Source organism: Microcoleus sp. D3_18a_C4 (genome assembly GCF_036702415.1).
Lineage (GTDB): Bacteria > Cyanobacteriota > Cyanobacteriia > Cyanobacteriales > Microcoleaceae > Microcoleus.
The window spans coordinates 1-23545 of sequence record NZ_JAUBTI010000014.1; the positions used below are offsets into that span (position 1 = coordinate 1).

General features: G+C 45.0%; 17 protein-coding genes and 2 pseudogenes. 11 read left to right on the plus strand and 8 right to left on the minus strand.

The genetic code is table 11. The features are described 5' to 3' along the window. Positions 1-560, minus strand: a pseudogene (locus tag QUB16_RS09605) (RsmB/NOP family class I SAM-dependent RNA methyltransferase); the annotation flags it as partial. A gap of 386 nt (positions 561-946) precedes the next feature. Between QUB16_RS09605 and QUB16_RS09610 the strand changes: the two are divergent. The 3 genes from QUB16_RS09610 to QUB16_RS09620 all read left to right on the plus strand — a co-directional run bounded on the left by QUB16_RS09610 (position 947) and on the right by QUB16_RS09620 (position 2736). Continuing rightward, a complete protein-coding gene (locus tag QUB16_RS09610; protein WP_333315743.1) occupies positions 947-1105 on the plus strand; it encodes a hypothetical protein in 159 nt (52 codons plus the stop codon). A 167-nt stretch (positions 1106-1272) separates the two neighbouring features. Continuing rightward, on the plus strand, positions 1273-2280 hold the full coding sequence (gene fmt / locus QUB16_RS09615; protein WP_333315744.1) for a methionyl-tRNA formyltransferase: 1008 nt from the start codon (positions 1273-1275) through the stop codon (positions 2278-2280). Positions 2281-2316: 36 nt separating this feature from the next. Then, positions 2317-2736, plus strand: coding sequence for a hypothetical protein (locus QUB16_RS09620; RefSeq protein ID WP_333315745.1), 420 nt, complete (start codon positions 2317-2319; stop codon positions 2734-2736). Between the two features lie 10 nt (positions 2737-2746). Here the strand turns inward: QUB16_RS09620 and QUB16_RS09625 are convergent, their stop codons facing one another. The 3 genes from QUB16_RS09625 to QUB16_RS09635 all read right to left on the minus strand — a co-directional run bounded on the left by QUB16_RS09625 (position 2747) and on the right by QUB16_RS09635 (position 6775). After that, a complete protein-coding gene (locus tag QUB16_RS09625) occupies positions 2747-3988 on the minus strand; it encodes an exonuclease SbcCD subunit D (protein ID WP_333315746.1) in 1242 nt (413 codons plus the stop codon). A gap of 146 nt (positions 3989-4134) precedes the next feature. Then, complete coding sequence (locus QUB16_RS09630) at positions 4135-5412, minus strand: ATP-dependent DNA ligase (RefSeq protein ID WP_333315747.1); 1278 nt, start codon at positions 5410-5412, stop codon at positions 4135-4137. 307 nt (positions 5413-5719) lie between these two features. After that, positions 5720-6775 (minus strand): acyltransferase, encoded by a 1056-nt coding sequence (locus tag QUB16_RS09635; RefSeq protein WP_333315748.1) that lies wholly within the window; start codon positions 6773-6775, stop codon positions 5720-5722. Between the two features lie 206 nt (positions 6776-6981). Here QUB16_RS09635 and QUB16_RS09640 point away from each other — a divergent pair, with 206 nt between their 5' ends. The 3 genes from QUB16_RS09640 (at position 6982) to QUB16_RS09650 (ending at position 14873) form a co-directional block, all read left to right on the plus strand. Further along, a complete protein-coding gene (locus QUB16_RS09640; RefSeq protein ID WP_333315806.1) occupies positions 6982-7287 on the plus strand; it encodes a glutaredoxin family protein in 306 nt (101 codons plus the stop codon). A 327-nt stretch (positions 7288-7614) separates the two neighbouring features. Next, positions 7615-9141: a UDP-N-acetylmuramoyl-L-alanyl-D-glutamate--2,6-diaminopimelate ligase gene (locus tag QUB16_RS09645; RefSeq protein WP_333315749.1), complete on the plus strand. Its 1527-nt coding sequence runs from the start codon at positions 7615-7617 to the stop codon at positions 9139-9141. A gap of 167 nt (positions 9142-9308) precedes the next feature. Beyond that, a complete protein-coding gene (locus QUB16_RS09650) occupies positions 9309-14873 on the plus strand; it encodes an AAA family ATPase (protein WP_333315750.1) in 5565 nt (1854 codons plus the stop codon). A gap of 231 nt (positions 14874-15104) precedes the next feature. On the opposite strand, the gene QUB16_RS09655 is transcribed toward QUB16_RS09650, so the two are convergent. Beyond that, positions 15105-16721 (minus strand): HAMP domain-containing sensor histidine kinase, encoded by a 1617-nt coding sequence (locus QUB16_RS09655; RefSeq protein WP_333315751.1) that lies wholly within the window; start codon positions 16719-16721, stop codon positions 15105-15107. Positions 16722-17123: 402 nt separating this feature from the next. Between QUB16_RS09655 and QUB16_RS09660 the strand changes: the two genes are divergently transcribed. Further along, a complete protein-coding gene (locus QUB16_RS09660; RefSeq protein ID WP_333315752.1) occupies positions 17124-18530 on the plus strand; it encodes a TldD/PmbA family protein in 1407 nt (468 codons plus the stop codon). A 309-nt stretch (positions 18531-18839) separates the two neighbouring features. On the opposite strand, the gene patX is transcribed toward QUB16_RS09660, so the two are convergent. Further along, positions 18840-19043, minus strand: coding sequence for a heterocyst-inhibiting protein PatX (gene patX, locus QUB16_RS09665; protein WP_333315753.1), 204 nt, complete (start codon positions 19041-19043; stop codon positions 18840-18842). A gap of 608 nt (positions 19044-19651) precedes the next feature. Between patX and QUB16_RS09670 the strand changes: the two are divergent. Continuing rightward, positions 19652-20813: pseudogene (locus QUB16_RS09670) on the plus strand (RNA-guided endonuclease InsQ/TnpB family protein). A 383-nt stretch (positions 20814-21196) separates the two neighbouring features. Here the strand turns inward: QUB16_RS09670 and coaE are convergent. Together coaE and QUB16_RS09680 are read right to left on the minus strand one after the other, a co-directional pair. Further along, complete coding sequence (gene coaE / locus QUB16_RS09675; RefSeq protein WP_333315754.1) at positions 21197-21934, minus strand: dephospho-CoA kinase; 738 nt, start codon at positions 21932-21934, stop codon at positions 21197-21199. A gap of 179 nt (positions 21935-22113) precedes the next feature. Beyond that, a complete protein-coding gene (locus QUB16_RS09680; protein ID WP_333315755.1) occupies positions 22114-22260 on the minus strand; it encodes a hypothetical protein in 147 nt (48 codons plus the stop codon). 42 nt (positions 22261-22302) lie between these two features. Here QUB16_RS09680 and QUB16_RS09685 point away from each other — a divergent pair, with 42 nt between their 5' ends. Genes QUB16_RS09685 through QUB16_RS09695 form a run of 3 tightly spaced genes read left to right on the plus strand, consistent with a single transcriptional unit; the run spans position 22303 to position 23458 of the window. Next, a complete protein-coding gene (locus tag QUB16_RS09685) occupies positions 22303-22506 on the plus strand; it encodes a helix-turn-helix domain-containing protein (RefSeq protein WP_333315756.1) in 204 nt (67 codons plus the stop codon). Between the two features lies 1 nt (position 22507). Further along, the gene (locus tag QUB16_RS09690; RefSeq protein ID WP_333315757.1) at positions 22508-23215 is read left to right on the plus strand and encodes a transposase; all 708 of its coding nucleotides are present in this window, start codon (positions 22508-22510) and stop codon (positions 23213-23215) included. An 18-nt stretch (positions 23216-23233) separates the two neighbouring features. After that, positions 23234-23458: a zinc ribbon domain-containing protein gene (locus tag QUB16_RS09695; RefSeq protein ID WP_333315807.1), complete on the plus strand. Its 225-nt coding sequence runs from the start codon at positions 23234-23236 to the stop codon at positions 23456-23458. Positions 23459-23545 lie beyond the last annotated feature (87 nt).

Below are 23545 nucleotides of genomic sequence, written 5' to 3' on the forward strand. Positions count from 1 at the left end.
CGTATTGTACAATACGCGAGCGGGGACGCTCGCACTACAATAAAAAAAATGCTTTTTACAAAACTGAGATGCTCCCCAGTGACTGGCCCAAATTCGGGGAATTTGCTTAACAGCCATTCGCTGACTTGTTCGTTTTCTGCGGTTGAATAAGTGCAGGTCATGTATGCAAGATAACCTTGGGGCGCTACAATTTTAGCAGAATTGGCTAAAATTCTTTTTTGGCGGTTGGCATTGCTGTTGATGGTGACATGATGAAAGCAGCCGGGTGCTTTGTCTCCTTTTGCTAAGAGTGATTGACCAGTACAAGGAGCATCTACTATTACTAAATTAGCAGTTTGTGGTATTTTTTCGGCAAGTATTTTTGAATCGACGTTAGCGGCGGCGGATGGTTGAATTTGGCAGCGTTTTAAATTAGAGATCGGCATTCCCATGCGTTTGCCTATGGCTTCGTTGCACAACAGCAATTCTGGGTTTAATATTTTCCAGGCAAATATACTTTTTCCTCCGGGGGCGGCGCACATATCTACGATTAGTTTGATGGGCTGGGGTGTTGTTAACAATGTGGAGGCGGCGAAGATTGAGGAAAAGTCGAGACAGTAGTAATGTCCTGCTTGATGTAAGGAATGTTTTCCCGGCTGGGATTCTCAGGCTAGTCTATCTACAAATTGCGGTTGCCAAGAAACTGGAATTTCGACAGTAAATGGGTTTTCTGTTGGTTTTGGTGGCAGCCACAAGATAGCAGGATTAAAAGCTTGGGGATTGGTGACGGCATGAATAAACTTTTCTTGTTCGGCGGTGTCGGCAAATAAGCTGCGGCTGAGATTCAGCAGGAGATTCGACGGTTTTTCCCTGTTCGAGGAGATATGATAAGATTGAGATTCCCAGTAACAAAGGTAGATTAGATGATAATTATTAGTGTAGAACAGTTATAGTTAAGTTGGGAAGAATGGATGCAAATGTTGTTGCCTCTATCAAACCCATTGCTTTGGAGCGTTCGAGTCTGGCTGCACCTGAGTATCAATCGAGATACTTTTTGCCGATCGCACAACTCGGAACTCTTCTCGAAGTGTATAATCTAGGAGCCAACTACTATTATTTGAGCTGACAAATAAACATTACATGAGCTCGGTGGGTAAAAACACTCATAAACTAGCTTGTATCATAGCTGCGACGCGCTGAATAGTCTGTATAATATACTATGGTTTTTTGCCATTACCTACTTGATGACTAATGAGTAATGACTGAGGACTACTTACTAATAACGAAGAATCTATGAAAATTGTTTTTTTTGGCACTCCCGATTTTGCTGTTCCTACTTTATCCAGTTTGCTAAGTCACCCAGAATTTGAGGTTGTGGGTGTAGTGACTCAGCCGGACAAACGTCGGGGAAGAGGCAATCAATTGATGCCTTCACCTGTAAAAGATGTGGCTTTAAATCACAGTCTCCCGGTTTGGCAGCCTCGCCGAATTAAGAAGGATGCGGAAACGCTTGCTAAGTTGCGGGAAGCGGAGGCGGATGTGTTTGTGGTGGTGGCTTACGGCCAAATTCTTTCTCAAGAAATTCTGGATATTCCTAGTTTGGCTTGCGTTAACGTTCACGGTTCAATTTTGCCGAAGTATCGCGGTGCGGCGCCGATTCAGCGCTGTCTTTTTGACGGGGAAAAGACAACAGGAATTACTACTATGCTGATGGATGCTGGCATGGATACTGGGGCGATGCTGTTGAAGGCTTTTGCTGGTATTTCACTGTTGGATAATGCTGATTCTTTGGCGGATAGGTTGGCGGAAATTGGGGCGGATTTGTTGATAGAAACTTTGGTGAAATTGAGAGACGATAAGGTTAAAGCTGTTGTTCAAGATGATGCTGAGGCGACTTACGCGCCGATGATTAAGAGTGCGGATTATGTGCTGGATTGGTCGAAAAGTGCGATCGACCTTCACAATCAAGTTAGGGGCTTTTTCCCGGATTGCACGACGACTTTTCGTGGCAATTCTCTGAAGGTGATAGCTACTGTACCCGTCGCGCCGGAATATTGGCTGCAAATGCCAGCGGATTTGAGAGTTTTGGAACGCGAATGGCCTGTTTTAGCCCAGTTGTCGGGCGCAAATGGGGAAGTTGTTAAGGTTGTGAAGGGGTTGGGGGCGATCGTCCAAACTGGTGATGGTTTATTATTGTTGCGGGAGGTGCAGTTAGCGGGTAAAAAGGTGCAGTCTGGGGTGGATTTTGCGAATGGAACTCGGTTGGTTGTAGGGGAGATTTTTGGGAATGCTGATTCGTGAATTACAACAATAGATTACTAGATCGGGAGGCAAACTGTGTATATCTTATTTGATGGCAACTGGGACGAACCAGAAATAGAGATATCTGATTCGCCACGAGGTTTGATCGAACTTGGAGAACTTTGCAAAAGCATCAGTGAAGATTTAAATCTTCACGCGGAGAAAATAAATTCCGAGTTTTATCCTGAAAACCTGGAAGGTATTTCCATGAAGTTGTCTTCGATAAAAAATCCAGAAGGATTAGACTTAATCAAAATTCACCTAAACCAAAGAAATCTGGTATTTGAAGGTTCTAAATCTGCTTTTCATAAGCTGGGTATGTCATTGCTAAACTACTTCCATGAAAATAGTCGAAAACCTGAACATTTTCACCTATACTATGTGGAAGGCGATTGTCTATTAGCACCTACTAACTGTCACGTAATATTTCTGTGTAGAGATCCGCATATAACGTGAGAGACAGTACCTAAAATTCGACCAAAACTTCCTCCGCGCCGCCCAACAAACCCTGTGCCGCCTCTAACATACTCTCCGCAACATCTTTCAAATCTTCCCGACTTGCCAGATAAGTTTTCAAAGCTTCTAAGGGTTCTATACTATTATTAGCATTCAATTCGGGTAAACGCGGCCTCGCTAACTGACTGACTAATTCCGGTTGAATTGTGTAGCTGTGCGCTTCGCCCAGAAGTGCGTGCAATTCTGCGTTGTCGATTAAATCTAACTGTTCCGATCGCAATTGGTAAATCAATCTCACAACCGCGTCTTGTATCTCTTTTTTGCCAATAGCTTTAACTAACTCAGCTTGCGGGTTTTCCGATTCGGAAACATTCACTTTAATAGTCTGAAACACCCGCACTGGCAAAGCGCAAAATTCCCACTCTGCTTTTCCCCGTTCCAAATTAACTAACACAAAACCTTTATCTTCTTTCTCTTCGCTAAAATCAACTCGTTCGATACTTCCGGGATAAATTACGGGCGGATTGTTGGAAGCATTGAGATTTTGGTGTTTGTGAACGTGGCCGAGAGCAACGTAATCAAAACAAGGGCGAGTTAGCATGGAAACGGGTATGTTAAAACCTTTGCCAACTGCTAAAAAACGCTCTGCGCCCAGACTTGCTTTATCTGCCATTAAGTGCGCTAAAAGTACGGTTGGTATGTCGGGGTTGAGGCGGCGAATTTCGCCTTCCATTGCGATCGTCAGTTTTTCGGTTAATAATTGGTTAACATCGCCCATAGACAGGCTTTCAGTCTCGGAACGTGTCATTAAGGTCGATCGAGTCAACCAAGGCAATGTTACCACCTGTACCGGCCCGCTGCGGGTTTGAATTAGGTGAGTGTCCAGGCGATCGCCTACAATAAACTTAGGTATTCCCAAAGTCCGATATATCCCCAAACTCGCGCCGCCTTGTCCCTGAGAATGTTGGTCGTGATTTCCTACTAGCAAAACCGTCGGAATTTGCGCGTCTACCAAGCGGCTGAATTGGCGAGCAAAAGCCTCTTTAACAAACGGTGGAGGCGTCGAATCCGGGAAAGCATCGCCGCCGAATATGACTAAATCTACGGGTTCAGAAATTGCTCTATCCATACATTTACTCAGCGTCGCCGCGAAGTCTTCCAGCCGCGTATTTAAACCAGTTTCTGGATTAATCCGGCCGTGGGAAAAGCCGCTGCCCATGTGAATGTCTGAAAGGTGTAAGATTTTAATCATTGTTTTTTCTATTGGTTAGCTATCGTTTCGGTTCGGAGTGAGAACTGAAGTCCTCAGAAGCAAGACTTGCATTCCTGACTACGAACCAAAGAAAGTTTTTTTTCATACATCACAAAAGGAAACGGCACTGCCGTTTCCCTACAAATTTAACAAAACTCCAGAAATCGTGCGTGCCATAATTTGCCACTTTCCGTCAAACCCTGCGATCGCACTTTAATTTTGACACTTTTGGGGTTAGCCTCGTAGAGTCGGGCAATTTCCTGCATTTCCTCGGCGCTAAACCCGGTTCCCACGGTTCCTACTGGGACTAATTTGCCATCAATTTCTTGCGCTACTTTGACGGCACTAAACGGCCGCCCCGCAACTTTTGTCGCCGTCAAACCCACAATAAACAAATCGTGTTCTTGACAGTATTTAGTCCTCACCATCGGATATTTCTTAACATCTTTGCCGCCGACATAGTGACAGTTGTGCAACACCCAAACTTCGCCTTCTTTATTTTCAGATTCCTGCTGATTTGCCAGGACGAGTTTTTCGGCGGTGGTGCGAAATGTCGGTACAACTTCAAATGCTGGGGATAAATTCGCCAGCATTTCGCCAACTTCAACACCCGCTGCAATTCGTTCGGATTCTGCCACGGTAGTTAAATCATTGCCTTTGAAAAACAAACTTTTAAAAATGGCATAAATTGCGTTAGGCTGGATTGTCGGAAAACCGCTTTCAATATTAACTGTAGCAGCTTGCGCGCCGGTGCGATGTTCGCTGCCCGTACAGCTTTTGTAATACAGTTCGCCGTCTAAAACAAAGGTGCCAATTTTAGCGGCTGTGTCGATTAATGTGCGATCGATCTCAATCGATGCCTGTTGCCGCAGGTTAGTCGATCGCGATTGGTAGTATACTTTATCTGGCGTCGCAATGACCACTACTCGATTGCCGTCGCGCTTTGGCTGTCCCCAATAATCGGGATTTTCGATGTAATAAGAACGTTCACTCGGCGCGTCCACCGGCTGCATGGTGACAATCCTTCCGGGCTGTAAATGCGGTGGCAATTCGGCAACAATGGGATTGTTGGCAGTTTCTATTTTTGGGGCGGAAGTTGATTTTGCAGCAGGAGCAATATTGGCGGTAGAATTGTTTGGAGTATTGAGGGCGATCGGCTTTTCTCCGGTTTCCAATTCAAACGCTCTTTTCCAAAAGCCGATCGCCATTTCCGGGTATCCTTCCGACTCGGCGCACAGTGCAAAACCGATAACTTTTGCCGTACCGATGCCGCGCCCGTAATCAGATAAATACTGCACGGCCCCCGCTTCACCCATCAAGTGCAATTCTCGCTGAACAATGCGATTGTTCCAGCGTTCTCGAATGTCGGCGCTAATTTTTTTAGCTGCTTTTCGTTTGGCTTCTGCGTATTCGGTGCAGTCCATACTGCCTCCTTTATGTAGGGCTATTTCTATACTATACTAAAGCTTGATTTATTAGTCAATCGTAATTTGATAATTAGGTGGTGTGAATAAATTTAACTTTTTCATTGGTGAACTAGATTTATTTTTTTACCGCAGAGGCGCAGAGGGCACAGAGGAAGAGCAGAAAGAGAGTAATCTAAACTCTCTAATCCTCCATCTAAAATTGATACCAGTTCGCAAAAAAAATGCTACTGTAGGCAAGATCCAAACCATGAGAGTCATCCCTCCCACATCTAAAATCTAAAATCTAAAATCTAAAATGGTATGATTATCCCCTGGCACCTGTTATCAATTGGAAAAATTTAGGCGTGTACCTTTGTAAAAGACTACCCGCAGCCAGCGTTACTAAAGTGGCAATTGTCACTATCAACAAATATTGTACCATGACCGTTATCGAATTTGGATTTTTTGACAATCTCTCAAAAACTTCCTTCAAAACTGTTACCGTCGGTTCGTGAGAAGCATAAACAAAAAATGCCAAACCCGAAAGATTTAAACACACCTTTTGCAGCTTTCCAGCTACCAAATCGGCAGCGCACCAAATCGCCATCGTACCTACTACTCTCGTGCAGCATTCAAACAGGTGTTTAAAATTTTCTATTTCTGATGTTTGCATTATTGCCAGCACAACAGCCATCGCTAAGTATATGCCTATTATCAAACTTTTTCGTCGATTGAGCCAAGTTAAATCCAATTTTTGAACAGCAATCAGACATCCCAAATAAAAGAACAGTGGCCCCAACCACTGGATTTTAATAAAACCAAGTTGTAATTTCAGCAACCAAGGCGCGGCAAACAAAGCCAAACCTAGATAGGGAATCTTTCTAGCTACCAGTAAAAATACCGGAGATAGAATCACCATCGCGATTAAGTCCCGGACATACCAGAAATGAAATGCGATCGGATAACCGTTTCTGTACCCCGTCAAACAATCTATAAAATTGGCGAAGCTGTAGTCTTCAATGTATTTTTTGTAATGACCTTGAATAATAGAACTTGTTGCCGGTATGTTCAAGACAATTAAGACCATTGCCAATAAAGCTAAGTTCCAAAATAAATAGGGAACCAGGAGAGTCCAAAACCGAGACTTGAGCTTTTCTAGGTAAGAATTTAGCGATAAGTTAAAAGTTTTGAAAAAAAGCACTCCTGAAATAACAAACAAAAAAGACACGCAGGAACCGCCCCAAGTGCTCGCAATAAAAGTCTGGAAAAATTTGTCAGCATATCCCACAGAATTTATAGACGAGTGAATAGTAACAATCCCAATAATTAGGGGGAGACGTAATAATTGAATTTTCCCAGAAATTTCAGGCGTAATTTGCATTTTTTACGGACCTAGTGTATGGATAGATCGACCTGTATTTACATTGAGATGGCAAATTACCGTAATCGGTTCGCCGTCAATGCTAAGATAACATCGATCGCGCGTTGAGGTCAATTATGCCACGGCTTGCTTCTTGCCAAGTCTGGTTCGCCAACTGGCGATCGCAGGTTTGAGAATTTAAGATCGAGTTTAATCTTACTGTTATGATGCGATTGATTTTGTACAGCAAACCCGGATGTCACTTGTGCGAAGGGTTGCAAGAAAAACTGGAACAGATTGAAAGCCTGAAGTTTCAACTCGAAGTCCGAGATATTACCGAACGCGATGACTGGTTTCAAGCTTATCAGTACGAAGTTCCTGTTTTGTTTAAAGTGCAGCCCCCGCCAACAAATTCTGCTGGCGAGGCTGGATTCTCCCCTGAACAACTGTTACCCCGCCCTTCTCCCCGCTGTAGTGTCGCCCAATTGGAGCAAATGCTACAGAAATATTTGCAAATCGATCCGTCACAATAATACGATTTACTCAGATGTTGCACCCTTGTCAAGAACGGGCTCTCCGGCCCGTTCCACAAACAATGAGTTTTCTCGCTTCACAGGCCGGAAAGCCTGTTCCTAAACAAGTAATTGAATGGTGCAAAATGTGAGATTTACCCAAAAACTCAGGTTTTAATCCTGACATCGGGGTACTTGGTGTGCAGCTTACTCTAGGCAGATAGATTTTACATCGCGCACCAAAAAAACTTAGGCTTTGCACCGCCCACAGCAAAAACCTGTAGAGAGTGGCTCAAACAATCGGTTCCGCCAGTCATATTCAAGACATCCAAGTGAGGAGTTTTTCAGATGAAATTGAGAGAATTATTAGCAGCAGTTCCCAGCATTTCCTTTGACGCCAAACATCCCGCCCTCGATGCCGAAGTCAAGGGTTTATCCACTAATTCCCACGCTTGTCAGGCGGGCGATTTGTTTTTGGGAATGCCGGGAACTAGGGTTGATGGGGGAGATTTTTGGCAAAGTGCGATCGAATCTGGTGCAATTGCCGCCATAATTTCCACCCAAGCAGCCGAGAAAACACCCCCCCAACCCCCCCTTGCTAAGGGGGGGCTAGAAGAGGTTCCCTGCGTCATCGCAGCAGCCGATATGGCTCAAGTTTGCGGTCAAATAGCAACCGCATTTTACGGCAATCCAGCTAGCAAATTAAAACTTGTCGGCGTTACCGGGACTAACGGCAAAACTACAACAACTCATTTAATCGAATTTCTGCTGAATGAAATGCAGTTGCCGACGGCGATTTTCGGTACGCTTTATACTCGCTGGCCGGGATTCCAAAAAACTGCACTTTACACCACACCTTTTGCAGTTGACCTCCAAAAACAACTAGCAGAAGCTGTAGCAGCCGGATGCAAACACGGCGTGATGGAAGTCAGTTCCCACGCTTTAGCGCAACAGCGAGTTTTAGGGTGTAGTTTTGAAGTGGCTGTCTTTACAAATTTGACTCAAGACCATCTGGATTATCACCGCGATATGGAGGATTATTTTGAGGCAAAATCGCTTTTATTTGGTTCGGATTACCTCAAAAATCGCGCTGTAATTAATATTGACGATCCCTACGGGCAGCGGATATTTGAAACCATCAAATCCGACCGAGTTTGGAGTTACAGCACTGTTCTGAAAACCGCAGATTTGTATGCTTTTGATTTGCAGTATCAGCCCAATGGAGTTAAAGGAATGCTGCACACACCGAAGGGAGAAACGGCTTTTTCTTTGCCTTTAGTCGGTCAGTTCAATTTATCAAATATGTTGGCGGCTGTCGGTGCTGTTTTAGAATTGGGTTTAGATTTGTCCGCAATTGTGGAGAAATTATCTCAGTTTTCGGGAGTACCGGGACGGATGGAACGGGTGCAAATTAGCCCGGAACAAGATATTAGCGTTATTGTGGATTACGCGCACACTCCAGACAGTTTGGAGAACTTGTTGAAGGCGTCGCGGCCGTTTATTCCGGGTCAGATGATTTGCGTGTTTGGCTGCGGCGGCGATCGCGATCGCACTAAGCGGCCGATCATGGGTAAAATCGTTGCAGAATTAGCCGATTTAGCGGTTGTTACTTCCGACAATCCGCGCACTGAAAATCCCGATCGCATTTTGGAGGATATTTTAGCAGGAATTCCCGCCGCAGTAAAGCCGATCGTTTTGTGCGATCGCGCCGCTGCAATTCGCACTGCTATTATGGACGCTAAACCGGGAGATGGCGTGCTGATTGCAGGGAAAGGACACGAAGATTATCAAATTTTGGGCACCGAAAAAGTCCATTTTGACGATCGAGAACAAGCGCGAGATGCCTTGAAAGCCAGAATGAATTCGGTTAACTGACTTCGGTTAACTGTTAACGGTTAACCGAATCCGGTTAACCTTTAACGGTTAGCTGTTCGCGCGCTGCGAAATTTGTTATATTTTTAAGTATTAATACCAAGGAAGAATCTGATTTGCACTAGATTGTAAGAGTAAATCAAATATTTATCTAAAAAATAATTATTGCTATGATAGAATTAACTGGCTATCAAATTCTCGCTCGAATTTACTCAGGCACTCGCACCCTCGTTTATCGCGGAACTCGCCTCTCGGACCAAAAACCTGTAGCCATCAAAGTCTTGCGAAACGAGTATCCCAGCTTCAGCGAACTCTTGCATTTTCGCAATCAATACACGATCGCCAAAAACCTGAATTTGCCCGGAATCATCCAAACCTACAGCTTGGAGCCCTACCGGAACGGCTATGCGCTGATTGTGGAAGACTTCGGGGGAATTTCTCTGAAGGAATGGACGGGGAAAGGAAAAGCCGTGCAATCTCTGGTTGATTTTTTGCAAATTGCGATCGACCTAAGCAATACATTAGATATACTTTACCGCCACCGCATCATTCACAAAGACATTAAACCAGCCAACATTCTGATTAATCCTGAGACTAAACAAGTCAAACTCATTGACTTTAGTATTGCATCTTTGCTGCCGCGAGAAACTCAAATGCTGATGAGTCCCAACGTGATCGAAGGAACACTCAGCTATTTATCTCCCGAACAAACAGGAAGAATGAATCGCGGCCTTGACTACCGCACAGATTTTTATTCATTAGGTATAACTTTTTACGAATTGCTGACAGGAAAATTGCCATGTCAATCCAGCGATCCGATGGAATTGATCCACTGTCATATTGCCCAGCACCCACCATCTGTACGTGAAATTAATCCCGAAATTCCCCTTGTCCTCTCGGAAATTGTCAGCAAATTGATTGCCAAAAATGCCGAATGTCGCTATCAGAGTGCATTAGGGCTGAAAGCCGATTTAAAAAATTGTTTGCAACAACTCAATGAGACAGGTAGAATTGAGAGTTTTGCCCTTGGTCGGCGAGATTTTTGCGATCGCTTTATCATACCCGAAAAACTCTACGGCAGAGCAACCGAAGTCGCTGCATTATTAGCAGCATTCGATCGAGTAGCCAACCCCTCTAAATCTCGTTCCCCACAAGAGCCTGGGAACGAGAGAAACCAGCGAAAAGAAGACTCACGCCTTACTAAGGGCGACGGGGGGGACTCGAACTTATCCCGCAGCGAAATGATGCTAGTTGCCGGATTTTCCGGCATTGGGAAAACCGCTGTAGTCAATGAAATTCACAAACCCATAGTTCGGCAACGCGGTTATTTTATCAAAGGCAAATACGACCAATTTCAACGCAACATTCCCTTTAGTGCTTTTGTGCAAGCCTTCCGAGATTTAATGGATCAATTACTCTCAGAAAGCGACGCTCAGCTAGAACGATGGCAAAGGAAAATTATCAAGGCTCTGGGCGAAAACGCTCAAGTTATTGTAGAAGTAATTCCTGAATTGGAACGAATTATTGGCAAACAACAGCCTGTCTCTGAACTTTCGGGAAGTGCCGCCGAAAATCGTTTCAATTTACTATTTCAAAAATTTATCTCTGTTTTTGCTACAAAAGAACATCCCTTAGTGATTTTTTTGGATGATTTGCAATGGTCAGATTCAGCATCCCTGAAGCTTTTGCAAGTGTTGATGAGTGAAAAAAATAGTCAGAATTTGCTGGTAATTGGGGCATATCGAGATAACGAAGTATCTCCGGCTCATCCATTTATGTTGGCAGTAGCAGAGATGGAAAAATCCCAAGTAACGGTAAATACTATTACCTTGGAACCTCTGAGTCAAGTCGATATTAACGATTTGATAGCAGATACGCTCTCGTGCGATCGCCCTCTTGCTCAGCCATTAACCGAGTTAGTTTATCAAAAAACCAAAGGCAATCCATTTTTTGCCACCCAATTTCTCAGGGCGCTACAGGAAGAGGGGTTGATTGCGTTTGATCCCACCCCCCTTTCATCCCCCCTTACCGAGGGGGGAGAGAGGGGAGTAACATCCCCCCTTATCAGGGGAGGACACAGGGGGGTAACAGGGGGGTGGCAGTGCGATATCGCCAAAGTCAAAGCCCTAACTATCACCGATGATGTAGTGGAGTTTATGGCGGTGCAATTGCAGAAATTGCCGCCAAAAACTCAGGATGTGCTGAAGTTGGCTGCGTGCATTGGAGCGCAGTTTGATTTGAATACATTGGCGGTAGTCAGCGAGAAGTCGCCGGAAGAAACTGCTGCCGATTTGTGGAAATCCTTGCAAGAAGGATTCATCTTACCAACCAGTGAAATTTACAAGTTTTATATAGGGAAAGAAGATGGGAAAAGCACCCCCAACTTGCCAAATACCGCCGCTCAATTACCTCACTACAAATTTCTCCACGATCGGGTTCAGCAAGCTGCTTATTCATTAATTCCTGATGACCAAAAGCAAGCTACTCATCTCAAAATTGGACAGTTACTTCTGCCGAATTTCTCCGAGGTTGAAAGAGGAGAAGAAGTGTTCGATATTATCAATCATTTTATCATTGGCTCGGAGCTAATAACGCAGCAGGAAGAACGAACCAAGCTTGCTAAAATTAGCCTCTTTGCGGGGCAGAGAGCTAAACTATCAACTGCTTATGAATCGGCGACCAAATATCTCGCTTTCGGTTTAAGTTTCCTACCCGCTAATAAATGGGACTCTGCTTATAAATTAACATTTACGATGTATCTAGAAAGCCTTGAGGCTGAATTTTTGGCAGGTCATCTTGAGGAAGCTGAAAATTTGATAGAAATCGCCTTTAGTCATGCAAACTCAAGTCTTGAGCGAGCCAATATTATTGCGATTCAGCTAACTCATTATCAAAATAATGCCCTGTATCAAAAGGCGATTCAGGTAGGAATTGAAGGGCTGAAACTGTTAGGCTTAGAACTGGCGATCGTGCCAAACGAAGCAGAGTTAGAAGGGATGGCTCTGGAAGTTAAAAAAACCTTAAATCAGCGCCAAGTTGCAGCACTAATCGACGCACCGCTCATTGTCGATGAAGAACGCCAGATGCAGATCAAACTGCTAATGAACATGGTACCGCCCACTTACCTAACTAATCAGGAGTTGTTAGTGTTGGTTGTTTTACACATGACCAATCTCTGTTTGCAATACGGGAATACAAATGTGGCGGGTTTTGTTTATGTTTGGTATGGCACAATTCTCTGCCAACGCTTTCAAGACTATGAATTGGGCTATGAGTTTGGACTTTTAGGGTTGAAGGTGAATGAAAAATTTAATAACACCACCCTGAATGGCAAAATTTATATGTCCTTCGGCAACTTTATCAACCATTGGCGCAAGCACGTTAGTTCTAATCTTGCTCTGCAACAAGCTGCTTATCAGGGGGCAATGGAAGTAGGCGATTTTTCTTGGTGTCATCACAGTGCTCTGTTCAGTTTCTGGCAGCAGGCGATCGTCTCAAGCGATATTCACAGTTTGCTGGCTCGACATGAAAAGTACATCAGCTTTGCGGAACGAACGGAGATTACGACAGCCTTTGCCCTAATTCTTCAGTGCAAGCTCCTAGAGAACTTGCAAGGGCTAACGATAGGGAAGTATAGCCTTAGCTCTGAAACATTTGATGAAGAGTCGGCGCTAGCAACGTTCAATGAAATTGGCTATGGCTATGGCAGTAGCACTTACTATTTCGCTAAAGCCTTTTTGTTTTTTACCTATGGTGAGTATGCTAAAGCTTATGAAATGTTAGTAGCCGCTGCCGATTTTTCTAATGCACTCTATGGACAATTTCAACGTGTTCTGCATTGTTTTTATCAGTCTTTGACTGTATTGCAACTTTATGGGGAAGCACCGGAAAAACAACCAAAAGATTATCAAGAAATTCTTCAGAATAATCGGCAACAACTTCAAATCTGGGCACACAACAGTCCTGAAAACTGTCTGTCCAAATTTCTGCTTTTAGAGGCGGAGATGGCTCGTGTTGCTGAAGAAAAATGGCCGGCTGCTGAGTTGTACGATCGCGCCATTCAACTCGCTAAAGAAAACCAATTCCTCAACGAAGAAGCCTTAGCAAACGAACTCGCAGCTAAATTATACCTCAATTGGGGCAAAGAAAAAGTCGCTGCAGGCTATATGCAGGAAGCCTACTATTGTTACGCCCGCTGGGGAGCAAAAGCCAAAACCGATGACCTAGAAAAACGTTATCCCGATCTGCTGCGTCCCATCTTACAACAGTGCGTCCAACCCTTCACTATTTTAGAAACCCTATCCACCCTCACCAATCCCACCTACTCAATTCCTTCGATCACCCATCACACTACCTCAAGCACCTCCATTAACCAGGCTCTAGATTTTTCGACTCTGCTGCAAATCTCCCAAATGATCTCCAGCACGATCGACCTAGATGAGTTGCTGCAAATTCTGACCCAAACCATGCTACAAAACTCTGGAGCCGATCGCTGTGTACTGATGCTGTGCCAAGATCAACAATGGCAAGTGCGGGCGATAGCTACCTGGGAAAACATTAGCCTGCAAAGGGAACCCCTAGAGAACAATCCCACCGTTCCTGTTAAATTAATCCAGTATGTCAAAAACACCCTAGCAGCAGTTGTCATCGATCACCTCAAAACTGATCTGCCTGTGATTGACGATTATTTAGACCACCACCAACCAGAGAGTTTGCTGGGTTTGCCAATTCTAAATCAGGGGAACTTGGTCGGCATTTTGTATCTAGAAAATCGGATAACCAGTGGGGTGTTTAGTCGCGATCGCCTCCTAGTGCTGAATTTTCTATCTAGTCAAGCGGCGATCGCTCTGGAAAATGCCCGCCTCTATCACCAAGTGCAGCAGACTTTGAATGAACTTCAGCAAGCTCAGATGCAAATGATCCAAAGTGAAAAGATGTCAGCATTAGGTAATCTAGTGGCAGGGGTTGCCCATGAAATCAACAACCCCGTTGGTTTCATTGCCGGGAACATTAATGAAGCTCATGCTGGAGTTCAAGACTTAATTGATTATTTGCGCCTCTATCAAGAAAAGTTTCCTCCATCCGAAGCAGAATTGATTGAGAAAGCAGAGGAAATAGATTTAGATTATCTAGTAGAAGATTTACCCAAGATGTTGAGTTCAATGAAAATAGGATGCGAGCGCATCAAAAACATCAGCACCTCCCTCCGCACTTTCTCTCGCGCGGATACGGCCCATAAAGTTGAGGCCAATATCCACGAAGGCCTCAACAGCACTGTGATGATTTTACGCCATCGCCTGAAAGCGAACGACAAGCATCCGGAAATTGAAATCATTAAAGAGTACGGCAATATTCCCAAAGTAAAATGTTATTTGGGACAATTAAACCAGGTATTTATGAATTTGTTAGCAAATGCGATCGATGCCTTAGAAGACTCGAATCAAGGACGGAGTTTTGCCGAAATTAAATCCCATCCCAATCACATCACTATTCGGACGGACGTGGAAGGTGACCAGGTAAAAATTGCTATCGCCGATAACGGAAATGGAATGTCGGAAGAGGTGAAGAATCGTATCTTCGACCATCTATTTACCACTAAAGACGTGGGCAAAGGAACTGGGTTAGGACTGGCGATCGCGCGTCAAATTGTAGAAGAAAAACACGGCGGCAAACTGAGTTGTTTTTCTACACCGGGAGAAGGAACGGAGTTTGTCATTGAGATTTTAATTGACTAATGCGATCCGGCTGTAGGGGCGGGTTTTACCAACAATATTTGACGCTCAGAAACAATCTATAAAAACCCGCCCCCACCCAACCAATAACCCTGATTAACCTGATGTTCGATCCCCTTCAAAAAATATTAATTCGGATTTGTCGTTGGGCTGGGGCGGGTTTATTATATTGTTCATTTCTGACATAGATGGTTGGTAAAACCCGCCCCTACAGATTTTGCCAATAATTAATGACTATTGCAACGGCAAAAATACCGTCATCACCTCGCCCTTTTGGGGTCGCTGGCGAATTACCAACTTCCCGCCAGCAGCCCGAAATAAATTCTTAGTCACGCTCAAATTTAAACTCAAACTTCCCGTCTCCGGCTGCACCATCAACAAAGGCCCGATCGATCGCAAAGGAGCATTCGCCGCTTCTGCAAAAGTCGATGCGACATTACCTTCAGGTAAGTGTTCTGATTCCAACTGCAACTTTAACTGATCGCCCGCCAATGTCACCTCCACCTGAATGCGACTCCCCGAAGGCAAAGTTCGAGTAAAATTCTCAATCAAATTAGTTAAAACCTGATCCAGCATCGTCGGATCGCTGACTACCGCCGGCAACTTTTTCGGCACAATAACTTCCAAAGTGTGGTTTCGCACACTCGCCTGTTTTTGCCAGCGGGGAATGCTATTTTGTAGCACTTCACCGAGGGACATTGCTGTTAGCTGCACGCCAGAATTTTTAGCTTGCGACATTTCCAATTCCACGGCGCGGAAAATTAAACCGAAGCGATCGATCTGAGCGGTACACTCAGCATCAATCATTTCCAAACGCTTGACCACCACCGCATCGAGTTTGGGACGTTTCAGCAGCAGCCGAGTCAGCGTGCGAATGGTAGCCAAAGGAGTGCGGACTTCGTGGGCGATCGCCTGTAGCAATTCGACCTCTTTAGTAGCCAGAGGAATTGGAGATTTGCAGTTGATATCTGTAGCCGATAACTTGTGATGTCTGTGGTTCAAACCATCATCAATTCTTTCATCCTTTATCCTGCCTGCTTCATCTTTCCCAACCTGCAAATTATGCAACAGCAAGCGGCTGAACAGCATCACTGTTTGATAATGGGGTTCCACAGGCAAAAACTGCTGGAACAGCCCGTCTAATTTAGTAGAATTATTAGTTAATTTGCTAACTGATAAATTGAAGCTAGCGTCAGAATTGGCAAGCAAACATTCGCTTTCAGTCACCCGGCGCCGCAAAACCTCCCAAGCTTTGGCGACTACTTGCGGATCGAAAGAAAATAGAAAAGCCGGAATTCCCGCAGAATTTTCACCCAAAACCATCACCAGGCTAAAACTAGCAGTTAAAACCAAACAAAACTGCTCGTTGGCTAAGGGATCGCCACTGGCCAAAGCCAAAGCCGGGGCCGCCGCAGGGACTGATATTTGCACATCAGCCGCCGGCATTAAAGCTAAAGTTTGTCTAGCCCGAAAAGACCACAAAGCTGCATCGTTGTCGGGAATACTGGTAAAAATCCAATTGGCAAAGCCGTTGGCCAAAGCGGGGCCAGTCAAAACCGAAGACGGGCCAGACAACACCAATCCCTGACAGGAATGGGGGATTGTCGATCGACCATTTGCTCGCTCGGCATCTGTTTTTTGTCCTGCTTTTTGCCGATCGAGCATTTGATTCAAAGCTGCGATCGCCCCATACCATTCCTGTTCAGCTTTCAGCCGAGAAGCCCCACGGCTTGCAGGACACCGATGGCGGTTGTTTCCTCCCGCCAACTTAGCATCAAAGAGACTGAGGTCATTTTCTTGGCCTTCGGAGGCTAAAATTTCGCTTATTGTCGGTAAAAAGTAAGTATTCACAGTTATAAACCCACCTTCGGAGGCATGAAGGGTGAAGTATTTATGTATAGGAAAGTTCAGGAGTTAGGAGTCAGTCGATTTTAGATTTTAGATTTTAGATTTTAGATTTACCCCACAGATAAATCTGGGAGATTGAACTTTGGTCTAAAATTTTTATCTTTCCACGACTTAAGTACGTGGCACGGTATCCGTTTTTGGGCTGGGTCAAGCACCAGCACGATCGAAAAATCCCGCATAATTTCTTGCACCTTCCTCCTAACTCACAGGATATCCACATTTGTCAACTAACGATATTGGCAGAACCGTACCAATAAGTCGCAATCTCCGCGCTTGGGGCGATATTTTGGACGATCGCCCTGACAACAGTGCAAAATGAAGTAAGTTAAACACCGTGCTTTCCTTATGCCCACCTCGATCGCCGACTCGAAAAATCTGCTGTCAGACTTAATGGCACGCTACCGCCACCAAGTCGATTATCTGGCAATTCGACTGGAAGAAGCCGAAGGCACCGACATCCTGCTGCGGGGCGAAAAAATTGAAACCCTCAGCGAAGGAGTCTCAATTGGCGGCCAAGTCAGGGCTTGCCACAAAGGCGGTTGGGGCTTTGCCAGTTTTAACCGACTTTCCACCCTCGCCGAAAGAATCGAAGAAGCCATCGCCGCGGCAAAACTGATCGGCGAAGAAGAAACGATCCTGGCGCCTGTCACCCCAGTACAAGACATTTGCTTGCTGCCGCTGACAGGAACAGACCCCCGTCTGGTTCCCCTAATTGACAAAAAGCAATTGTGCGATCGCTACGCGGCCATTCTCCGCAGCATTGACCCCCGCATCGCCACAATCTCCGTGCGCTACGGCGACACCACCCAGCGCATCATCCTGGCCACCTCCGAAGGCACCATGCTCGAACAAGGTTGGGCAGACATGGAAATGCGCTTTGCCGCCACAGCCCGCAGCGGGGAAACCGTACAAACCGGCCGCGAAACCACTGGTTCCCGCAAAGCTTACGAAGATTTAACCGATCTCGATGTTCAAGTTCGCAGCGCCGCCCAGAGAGCCGTAGATTCCCTAGCCTTACCCCCCGTCCAAGGCAACACCTACACCGTCGTCATCGACCCGATTTTGACCGGATTATTCGTCCACGAAGCCTTCGGACACCTTTCCGAAGCCGACATGGCCTACGAAAATCCCGACATTTTGGAAATTATGACCCTCGGCCGCCAGTTCGGCCCACAAAACTTGCAAATTTTCGACGGTGCATCGCCAGAGGGACACCGGGGCAGCTATTTCTACGACGACGAAGGCACTCCGGCGACTACTACTCAGTTAATTAAAGACGGCGCTTTAGTCGGGCGACTGCACTCGCGGGAAACGGCGGGTAAATTGGGAGAAACGCCTACTGGTAATGCTCGCTGTTTGAATTATCATTATCCGCCGATCGTCCGCATGACGAATACTTGGATCGAACGGGGTGACACGCCTGTTGCGGACTTATTTTCAGGTATCAAAGAAGGAGTTTATGCGCGCAATTGGCAAGGCGGCATGACTAACGGCGAAATGTTTACTTTCAGTGCGGGCGAAGCTTGGATGATCCGCGACGGAAAACTAGACAATCCGGTGCGGGATGTTACTCTTTCGGGTAATGTTTTCAGCACTTTAGCTGATATTGAGGCGATCGGCGACGATTTCTACTGGGATGAATCCGGCGGCTGCGGCAAGGCAGGGCAAAGCGGTTTGCCCGTCGGCTGTGGCGGCCCGAGTTTGCGGATTCGCGATGTCGTTGTTGGCGGCGAAGCTGCGGAAGAAGATTAAAGCTGCAAAAGTTGAAAAAAAAGGTAAAGCGTAAGATTCCTACTCGCGCTTTACCTTTCTTTATTTTTTGAGTGCAACATTTCCCGCCCGTTGGTGTTGTCTGATATCTTGAGGACGCTTGGCCAAAAAACCGGAATAGCCAAAAATTATGCCTTGAGTCGTCAAATACCGCTGAAAAATCGGTTTTTTGCTACGCAGTACGTAAGTCCGCAATTAATGGCTCGAAATCTTCAATTTTTTTTTTCTTCTCCCAATTTTATATTCTCCCATTCTCCCTCTAATTCCCCGCAATTATCGCTTTTTTAGGCTTTATCTCCCGGTGCCTCGTTCTGGCGGCTGATTATCTGGCGGCTTATCGTAAAAGGTCTGAGAGTCGGCTATGGCGGTTAAAATTTCTGGAGCAGAGTTGTCTTGAGCAAAAAAGGTCGATCGAGTTTCTAAGCTTTGAGCGTTAACTGCGGTAGCACTCAGTAACAGGCTGGACATCAGGATGGAAGAGTAAACGCGCATCATAAATTGTGGTGTTTGTATTTTCCCCTTCTTGATACGCAGTCTGTACTCTGCTATCAGGATAAAAAAAATAATTGTGGCGAAGTCATCAATTAGTAAGTGACGGCACCTGCAATTTTTTTGATTTTTGGTTAAAAGCGGGTGAAATCCATCGTCTAGCTCGCTTTTTCGCTGGTAATTTCTAGTTCTCTGCTACTTGCGGGCAACCAGCAGAACTCAAGACCATGTTCAAAAAAAAAGAATGCTACTCTTCTATGCCCGTATTCCCCACCCTGGTAGTTATAAATTATTCCCAAATCTCAAATCTCAAATCTAAAAGGGTATCGCCCCTGGAATCCTTTTGAAACAGTCTTCCAAGAAAGAAACAAAAACCGCCAATTGTAAAGTTTTACTACTTTTATGATTAACTTCATAATTTATTGAGTTGAAGCGGCAACCCGGGGATTAAAGACACAACAGGAGAGTACCCAGGCGCGCCATCAGCACGTTACCAAGAAACTGGGTCTAAAGCCCCGTCCTTATAGGACGGCATTAATTGCAAGGAATATGAAGTTTTGTCAAACATACAAACTTGCAAGTAAAAGTTTCAGTAGAAATGGTAGACTATTGCAATGATAGTATTAGAGTTCAAGCTGAAGGGCAAAGCGGAGCAATATCGGATCATTGATGACATGATTCGGACTGCTCAATTTGTCAGAAACAAAACTCTTAGACACTGGGTAGACAATCAAGGGATTAAGCTAGTAGACCTGTACAAACAATGCGCCATTATGGCGAAAGAGTTTGAATGGGCAGGCAAGCTTAACTCGACGGCACGTCAGGCTTCGGCGGAACGTGCCATTTTTGCTGTCCAACGTTTCTTTGGTAATTGCAAAGCCAAGAAACCAGGGAAAAAAGGATACCCGCAGTTCAAGAAACACAGTCGTTCCGTTGAGTACAAACAATCCGGCTGGGCGCTTTCTAGTGACAAAAGATGTCTAACATTTAAGGACGGCTTTGCTGCTGGGAAGTTCAAGTTAATTGGTAGTCGGGATTGGCATTTCTATGCGCCTGATGAAATAAAAAGAATCAGAATTGTGCGTCGTGCCGATGGCTACTACGCCCAATTTTGTATCAACGTAGAGCGAAAAGAGGAATCTATTTCTACTGGCAAAGTTATCGGAATAGATGTTGGGTTAAACCATTTCTACACTGATAGCGATAGCGAAACGGTCGCCAATCCTCGCTACCTACGAAAAAGCGAAAAAGCTTTGAAAAGATTGCAGAAGCGAGTTTCTCGAAAGAAGAAAGGCTCTGGTAATCGAAAAAAAGCGATTAACAAGTTAGGAAGAAAACACCTGAAAGTCAGTAGGCAGCGTAAAGACTTCGCCATTAAGACAGCGTTGTGCGCGGTAAAATCTAACGATTTTGTAGCCTACGAAGATCTTCAGGTGCGGAACATGGTGAAAAACCACAAGCTCGCTAAATCAATCAGCGACGCGGCGTGGTCACTAACTTGATCATTATTTAGAATATTTTGGGAAAGTGTACAGCAAAACAGTAATTGCTGTTCCACCACAGTACACCTCTGAGAACTGTTCAAATTGTGGCAATTTAGTCAAGAAAACCCTGTCAACTCGAACCCATATTTGTGGTTGCGGAACGGTACTAGATCGCGACCACAATGCCGCTCGCAATATTTTGGTGAAAGGGTTGAAGCAGGCAAAAATTAATTTAAATACGGCGGGGCACGCCGAAATTCACGCTTGGGGACAGACGATCTCTACTCTTTGATGGCAGCATCAATGAGTAAATCGACTGGACGATCCAAGAATCCTCGCACCTTCAGGTCGAGGAGTGTCAAATATAAATATCTTGGTGAATGAGATTCCTTAAAGGGAGCAATGCCTAATTTTTCACATTAACTTCATAAATCGTTGCTATTGTATTTTTAAATAAATGGTGAACCTTTTATTTTTTCTGATCTTTTCTGATCTGGCTTTGTGACAAGAGCGGTTACGCGCCACTCCGAAGGAGGAGTCGAAAGCGGTTGGAGAAAAAAGCCCCTTCACAAAATCGTGGATTCAATCTCAAATCTCAACTCTCAAATCGAACTGCCGCGCAGGAATTAAAAAAACCAGGTTTTAAAACTGATATCGCCGAGTCAATCTCAAGTATCAAATCTCACAGCGACTGACTTCCACATCTACCTGCTGGAATAGCGAGTCGAGGGTTGACGAGTTGTCCAAAATAACATCAGCTTGTTGACACTTTTGAGCTAGCGGCAACTGGGCGTTAATGCGGGCCGACGCTCGATCGTAACTCAAGCCGTCTCGCTGCATTAGTCGTTCTAACTGCACTTCTGGTGAACAGTACACTACCCAAATTTCGGTACACAAGTCAGTCATGTTAGCTTCAAACAGCAGCGGCACTACCAAAACCAAAGTCAACGTGTCAGCCTTGGCGCAGAAACCGGGTTTTTTTTCAACAATACTCGGTTCTAGCTTTTGATGAGGGTGAAAAAAGCCGGTTTCTTGAGTCTTTGTACCTAAATCATGTGTGCCTTGGGATACCAAACTCGATTCAGCAATCCAGCTTTGAGTTTCCTCAACTAATCGGCGGCGCACGTAAGGGTGAATCTGTTGTTCCAACCACTGCCGCTCGTCTGCGTTACAAAAAATAATACTTCCCAACTCTGGCCGATTTAAATTGCCGTCCGGGAGCAGAATACCCGCGCCGTATCGTTTTACAATAGAGTCAAGTATTGGCGAACCTGGGTTCACAGCTTCGCGGGCGTAAATATCGGCATCTAAAATCGGAAATCCACAGGCATCTGCCAGATAATTAGATATAGCGGTTTTGCCGGTGGCGATGCCCCCAGTTAAACCGATCCGACGGACAATTCGATCGCTCATAATTTTCTCTGTTTAAAATTCCTGTATTTCGACACTTACTGCCAGTCTTTGCTATGTTGGTGACACAATCAAATTTAGACGGAAATTTTAAGATTTGCGATCGAGAGTTCGCGTTAGGAAGTGTCAGCATTGGGGTGCGATCGACTCTTTTTTACCGAAAAACTGGGTCTAAAGCCCCGTCATAAGCTTGACGGCTTTTCCTCTTTAAGTTTATCAATCCAGCCCTCTCTAAGTTGGGTCATTGTTTTTTCTTTCTGTTTGGCAATTCTCCGCAACTTCTCTAGCCGACTCACGGCAATGCGAATACTTAATCTTTCTCTGGTCATTTGGCTACCCAATTGCTACCCTATTATGTGATCATGGTAAGCATGAAAGCAAGATATCAGTACCGTTTCTATCCAACAAGCCAACAGCAGCAGAGCTTAGCTCACTTGTTCGGTTGCGTTCGTGTTGTGTATAACGATGCTCTTGCAATCTGCAAACAATCTCAAAAGAAGCCTAAATCGGCCCAACTCCAAAAGATTGTTATCACTCAGGCAAAAAAGACTGAGCAAAGAGCTTGGCAAGCGTGAAGTGTCGGCAATTCCTTTGCAGCAGTCGGTAGCTGATTTAGAGGCAGCCTTCAAGAATTTTTTCGATTCCTGTAAAGGTAAGAGAAAGGGGCAAAAGGTTGGCTACCCTAAATTCAAAAAACGCACCTCTAGTCAGTCAGCTAGACTAACTCGCGGTGGGTTTTCAGTCAAGGGGCAGGGTGTTTATTTAGCAAAGATTGGTATTGTCAAGCCGATTGGGTCTAGAGAGCTACCGTCAGAGCCTAGCTCAGTTACGATAATTAAAGACTGCGCTAACCGCTATTTTTTGAGCTTTGTAGTAGAAGTAGAACCCGTTCAACTCGACGCCAAAAACCCAAGTGTCGGGATTGACTTGGGTATTAAAACTTTTGCTGTGATGAGCAACGGTGAAAAAGCTGTAAGCCCCTGCTATAAAGCGCTAGACCGCAAGGTTCGCCAACTTCAGCGTAAGTTAGCGCGTCAACAGAAAGACTCTAAACGAAGAAGCAAAACCCGTATTCAAATTGCCAAACAGCACAACAAGATTGCTGATACTCGCAAAGATTTCTTGCACAAACTATCAACCAAAGTAGTTAGCGAAAACCAAACTATTGTTTTGGAAGATTTGAATGTATCAGGAATGGTTAAAAACCGTAAACTGTCTAGAGCAATTAGCCAGCAAGGTTGGAGAGAGTTTAGGGTCTTAGTTGAGGCAAAGTCTCAAAAGTAGGGACGCAAGTTCGTAATCATTAGTCGATGGGAGCCTACAAGCCAAACTTGTTCTGATTGTGGATATAAATGGGGAAAAATTGATTTGTCTGTGCGTTCTATACTTTGCCTAAATTGCGGTGCAGAACACGACCGAGATGAAAACGCTTCGGTAAATATAGAAAAAGTTGGCCTGGGGCATCGGCACGACTCTAAATGTACGTCGAGACAGAGTAAGACTACCGGGCGTAGCGTCCGTCAATGAAGCGTAAAGAATCCCCACGCCTTCAGGCTGGGGAGTATGTCAACTAAAATCTCAATTTTAAACTCGAATTAAGGTCTAGATCGAGGC